This window comes from Caballeronia sp. BR00000012568055 (assembly GCF_029439455.1).
Classification (GTDB): Bacteria; Pseudomonadota; Gammaproteobacteria; order Burkholderiales; family Burkholderiaceae; genus Caballeronia.
Genome location: NZ_JAQFVG010000260.1, coordinates 1 through 4,658, shown reverse-complemented (window position 1 = coordinate 4,658; position 4,658 = coordinate 1). Strand labels below are relative to the sequence as shown.

General features: G+C 59.1%; 4 protein-coding genes and 1 pseudogene. 3 read left to right on the top strand and 2 right to left on the bottom strand.

What is annotated here, in order from left to right; genetic code table 11:
• Positions 1-42 precede the first annotated feature (42 nt).
• Positions 43-1,002 (bottom strand): annotated as a pseudogene (locus tag P7F28_RS15500) (CoA-transferase); the annotation flags it as partial.
• A 234-nt stretch (positions 1,003-1,236) separates the two neighbouring features.
• Here P7F28_RS15500 and P7F28_RS15495 point away from each other — a divergent pair.
• Both P7F28_RS15495 and P7F28_RS15490 read left to right on the top strand, forming a co-directional pair.
• A complete protein-coding gene (locus tag P7F28_RS15495) occupies positions 1,237-1,692 on the top strand; it encodes a MaoC/PaaZ C-terminal domain-containing protein (RefSeq protein ID WP_277185405.1) in 456 nt (151 codons plus the stop codon).
• A 70-nt stretch (positions 1,693-1,762) separates the two neighbouring features.
• Positions 1,763-2,857 carry a LacI family DNA-binding transcriptional regulator gene (locus P7F28_RS15490; protein WP_277185404.1) on the top strand — a complete coding sequence of 365 codons (1,095 nt, stop codon included), beginning with the start codon at positions 1,763-1,765 and terminating at the stop codon, positions 2,855-2,857.
• Here P7F28_RS15490 and P7F28_RS15485 read toward each other — a convergent pair.
• Entirely contained in the window at positions 2,854-3,735 is an 882-nt protein-coding gene (locus tag P7F28_RS15485) for an aldo/keto reductase family oxidoreductase (RefSeq protein ID WP_277185403.1), read from the bottom strand. The two genes, P7F28_RS15490 and P7F28_RS15485, sit on opposite strands and share 4 nt — an antisense overlap.
• 118 nt (positions 3,736-3,853) lie before the next feature.
• Between P7F28_RS15485 and P7F28_RS15480 the strand changes: the two genes are divergently transcribed.
• Positions 3,854-4,658: MFS transporter (locus P7F28_RS15480; RefSeq protein WP_277185402.1), on the top strand; the 805-nt coding region annotated here is incomplete at its 3' end.

Sequence of the window (4,658 nt, the reverse complement as noted above, 5' to 3'; positions counted from 1 at the left end):
CGAGTCGCGGCCCGTAATCGGCGCGCCGCCGATCAGTCCTTACTCATTCGTCAGGATGACTGAATCAAGCAAGTCCTCTTCTGCTGCGACGGTAGATAACCCGGTTGAAATACCCGCGCCGAGATTGCAGACCGCGTGTGGATATAACTCCATCGCAGCGCGCCGCACGATCACCTTGCGCGGACCGAACGGCAACGGACGAATCTCCGACAGCGGTACACGCAATTCGCCCGCATAACTCGGGTCGTAATCGGTCGCATAGGTTTGACGTTGCTCGGCTTCCACCACGACGAAATCCACCAGAATGCCGGGGATTTTCACTTGTTTGGGCGGCAGCGTGCCGCGCCGCGCCATCCGTTTCACCTGCACGATCACGATGCCGCCCGCGCGTCGCGTGGCCTGCGCCATCGCAAGCATTTCGCCGAGTACGGCTTCCTGCTCCATCGTCACGTTGCCGTCTTCATCTGCCGTGGTGCCACGCAGAAAAGCGACGTCGATCGGAAACGGCTTGAAGCGCAACCACTCTCCACCGTCGATATGCATGAGTTCAACCAGCATCTCTTCGGTCGATGGACTCTGACGCGCGCCCTGCTGACGCGGATCAACAAACGTGTTCAACCCGGTCTTGGTGATAAGACCCGGACGTCCACCCGCCATCTCGCGCATCAATTGCGACAGCACGCCTTGCGGCAGCGTGTATGCCTCGATGGTGTCGTTCGCAGCCATCGTCACGAGTCCGGGTGAATCGACCAATGCGCTGGTAATCGCACGTTTCAGCAGACCTTCTTGCGCGAGATGACTCGCGCCAAGCGCCGCGCGATCGCCGATGCCAACCACGCTGATCGACGTGATATCGCGTGGTTGTTGCGTCGCAAGAAAACGCTGGCCCAACGCGGCGAGCAAGGCTTCCGGCACGGCGTGTCCGCCGCCCGAACCGCTGATGACAACCGAATCTCCCGACCGCACCAGGCCGGCCGCTTCGTCGCTGGTAATACGTTCCATGTCTTTCTTTCCCTCAGTTCATGCTTGCCGTTGACTTCAATGTAACCGGTCTCATATCTGCTTTCAAGAAATTCAATGTGAGCTAGGGAATACCACTATTAGTGCTATTACAATGGCTACTGAAACGAGAAAACTTCATTTACACACGCCGATGTAACCGGTAACATAAATTGCATTCGACGAGCACATGATGTGAGCGTCGGGTATTTACATCAACGTATCGGGAGACAGGACATGGCTATCAAGGGCGTTGAGATCGGCGACGAATATCGCTTTGCCAAAACCGTCGGTGAAGTCGACGTGACGTTGTTTGCCGGACTCACCGGCGACTTCAGCGATACCCACATCAACGAGCAGTACATGCAGGAGAAGTCGGCCATCGGGCGGCGCATTGCGCATGGCGCGCTGCTGGTCGGCTATATGTCCACGGCATCGACCATTTCGATCGCGCATATCATTCATCGCACCGATCTGGATGAGTTTCCCGTGTCGGCGGGTTATGACAAGATCCGTTTCATCAAGCCTGTATTGCTCGGGGACACGGTGACGGTGATCTATCGCGTCGCCGAAATCGACGAGGAAAAGCGCCGCAGCACCGCCGATATGGAAGTGATTAATCAGCATGGCGAAGTAGTTGCGGCCGGACGACATCTGATGAAGTGGGCGAAAAAGCTGTCAACAAAGGACTGAGCGTATGCGTGGCCGTCGGGGCGGATTGTTATAATCGGGGCACCTCGCGCGAACCGTCATCAGCCCACGCATGGCCAAAAACAAACCCACCAAGACACCCGCAGCCGACGCCGGCAACGCGACTCGCAAGACACGCTCGTCGAGCGTGACGCTGCGCGATGTAGCGCGTTTTGCCGGGGTATCGTCGGCAACGGTGTCGCGCGTGATGAACAATCCGTCGGTGGTATCGGACGAATTGCGCTCGCGCATCATGGTGGCGATCGATCATCTCGGCTGGGTGCCGCACGCCGCCGCCCGCGCGCTCGCCACGCAGCGCACTGGCACCATCGGCGCGGTGTTTCCCACGCTTGCCAACGAGCACTTCGCCACTGCCATCCAGACCTTGCAGGAAGCCTTCGAACAGGCCGGCTACACGCTGCTGCTCGGTTGCTCGCAGTACGATCCCGAGCGCGAATATCGACAGGTGCGGACCATGCTGGAGCGTGGTGTCGATGCGGTCGTGCTGGTCGGCGAGACGCATCATCCGGAGCTTTATCCGCTGCTCGAACAACGGCAAGTGCCGTTCGTGAACACGTTCGTGTATCGCGAAGGGAGCGACAGGCTTTGTGTGGGCATCGACAATCATCAGGCTTTTTTCGAGTTCACGACTTATCTGATTGGTCTTGGGCACCGGCGTTTCGCGATGCTTTCCCAAATAGCGGATTCAAACGATCGCGCGCGCGCGCGACGTGAAGGCGTGCGCGATGCGCTTGCCGAACACGGACTCGGCATGACCGCCGCGCATATGGCCGAGGGTTTGTGGGGCGCGCGCACGGGACGCGAGCTTTTTTCGAAGGTGATGGATACGCCGCAGCCGCCGTCCGTGGTTATTTGCGGCAATGGCTCGTTTGCAATGGGCGCAATGCTCGAAGCCATGCATCAAGGCTACGATATTCCGAAGGAACTGAGCCTTGTCGGGTTCGACGACTTCGAATTGATGTCGGAGTTGCCCATTCCCATCACGACCGTGCGTGTGCCGAGCGCGGAGATCGGCGAAATGGCGGCGAAGATGATTCTCGCGGAACTCGCGCAACCGGGCAGCGCGGAGAGCGTGAAATGCGAGGCGGAGATTATCGTGCGTGCATCGTCGGGGCCGCCGCCTAAAGTGCGTCGCGCACGCGCTTAGTCCACCGCTTGTCCGCGCGCCGCTTCCCAAATCGCAAACCATTCTTCGCGCGTGAGTTCGATATCGAGCGCGCGCACGGCATCGCGCACGCCTTCCAAATGCCGCGTACCCGTAATCGCAAGCGGCCGCGACGGCAGCCTGAAAATCCACGCATACGCAATCGATACCCAACTCTCCACGCCACGTTCACGCTGTATTTTTTGCAGCGATTCGCGTACGCGCGCGGCGGTTTCATCGGTGGAATCGAACAGACGGCCGCCGCCGAGTGGCGACCAGATCATCGGCGAAACATGTGCCGATGAGAGCGCGGTCAGCGTGCCATCTTCTATCGGCGCGCAATGAAACGGCGATAGCTCGATTTGATTGGTCGCAAGCGGAATGCGCGCGTGCAGCGCATCGAAATCACGCGCGCTGAAATTCGATACGCCGAACGCGCCGACCTTCCCTTCCTGCACGAGCCGCTCTATTTCGCGCGCGAGTTCATCTGCATCCATCAGCGGATCAGGACGATGCAGCAAATATAGTTCGATGTACTCGCTTTTTAACGCACGCAAGGAACGCTCGACGCTTGCCCGCACATGCGCCGCGCTACTGTCGTAATGCTTGATCCGATGCTCAGGCCGCGCCGCCGATACGAGTTTGATCCCAGCCTTGCTGACCAGTTGAATACGCGCGCGCAATGACGGATTCAGCGCGAGCGCATCGCCGAAGAACGCTTCCGCTTCGTAGCCGCCGTAGATATCCGCGTGATCGAAGCTCGTCACGCCTTCACCCACGCATGCTTCGATAAACGCGCACAACTCCGCGCGCGTCATGTTCCAGTTTTTTACGCGCCACATGCCGGCTACGACACGCGACAGTTCCGGTGTTTGTATCATGCTATCTCTGCAATCGGTTACATAGCCATAACGTTAGTGCATTCCCGGCTACTTTTCAAGTCGATCGCGGATATAATGATACCGGTTACATTGGCTCAATAGAATCAGGAGACGCGACATGCAGCAGGATCTGACGATGACACCCGCGCGCCCGGGCCGCTGGTATCGCGACATCACATGGACGCAGTGGCGCGTGCTGATTGCCGCGTGGGGCGTGTGGGTCAACGACGCCCTCGACTTTCTCGCCATCACATTCGTGCTGAAGGATATCGCCGCGACGTTCGGTGTATCGCTCGATACGGCCTCCTTATTGTTGCTCGCCACCTACGGCGTGCGATGGATCGGCGGCTTGTTGTTCGGCGGCATTTCGGACCATATCGGCCGGAAGATTCCGTTGCTCATCACGCTCACTTGGTTCACGCTCGGCGCGGTTGCCACGGGTCTGTCGTGGAGCTTTGTGGCGCTGGCGGTGTTTCGTCTTCTGCTCGGCTTCGGCATGGCGCCCGGCTTCTCGCTCGGCGCAGCGATGGTCGCAGAATCGTGGCCGGAGAAGCATCGCGCGATCGGTATCGGTATTTTGGATACCGGCTGGGGCGTGGGCGCAATCGGCGCGGCGCTTGCGTATGAGTTCGTCTATCCGCATTTCGGCTGGCGCGGCATGTTTTTCGTCGGCCTGCCGCCTGCGCTGCTGCTCGGATTGTTCATCGTATTTTGTGTGCCGGAATCGCAGGCGTGGAAGAAGCACGCGCCCGCGAAGGCAGTAAGCTGGCGCAGCAATCCGGTGGTCGATTTGTTTTCGAAGTATCCGAAACGCGTGTCGTATCTCGCCTTGCTGATCTTCGTGCTGTGCTTCGGATCGTGGCCATTTCAGGCGCTTTTGCCGACTTATCTGCGGTCCGCCGAACTCGTGCCTGCTGCGATCA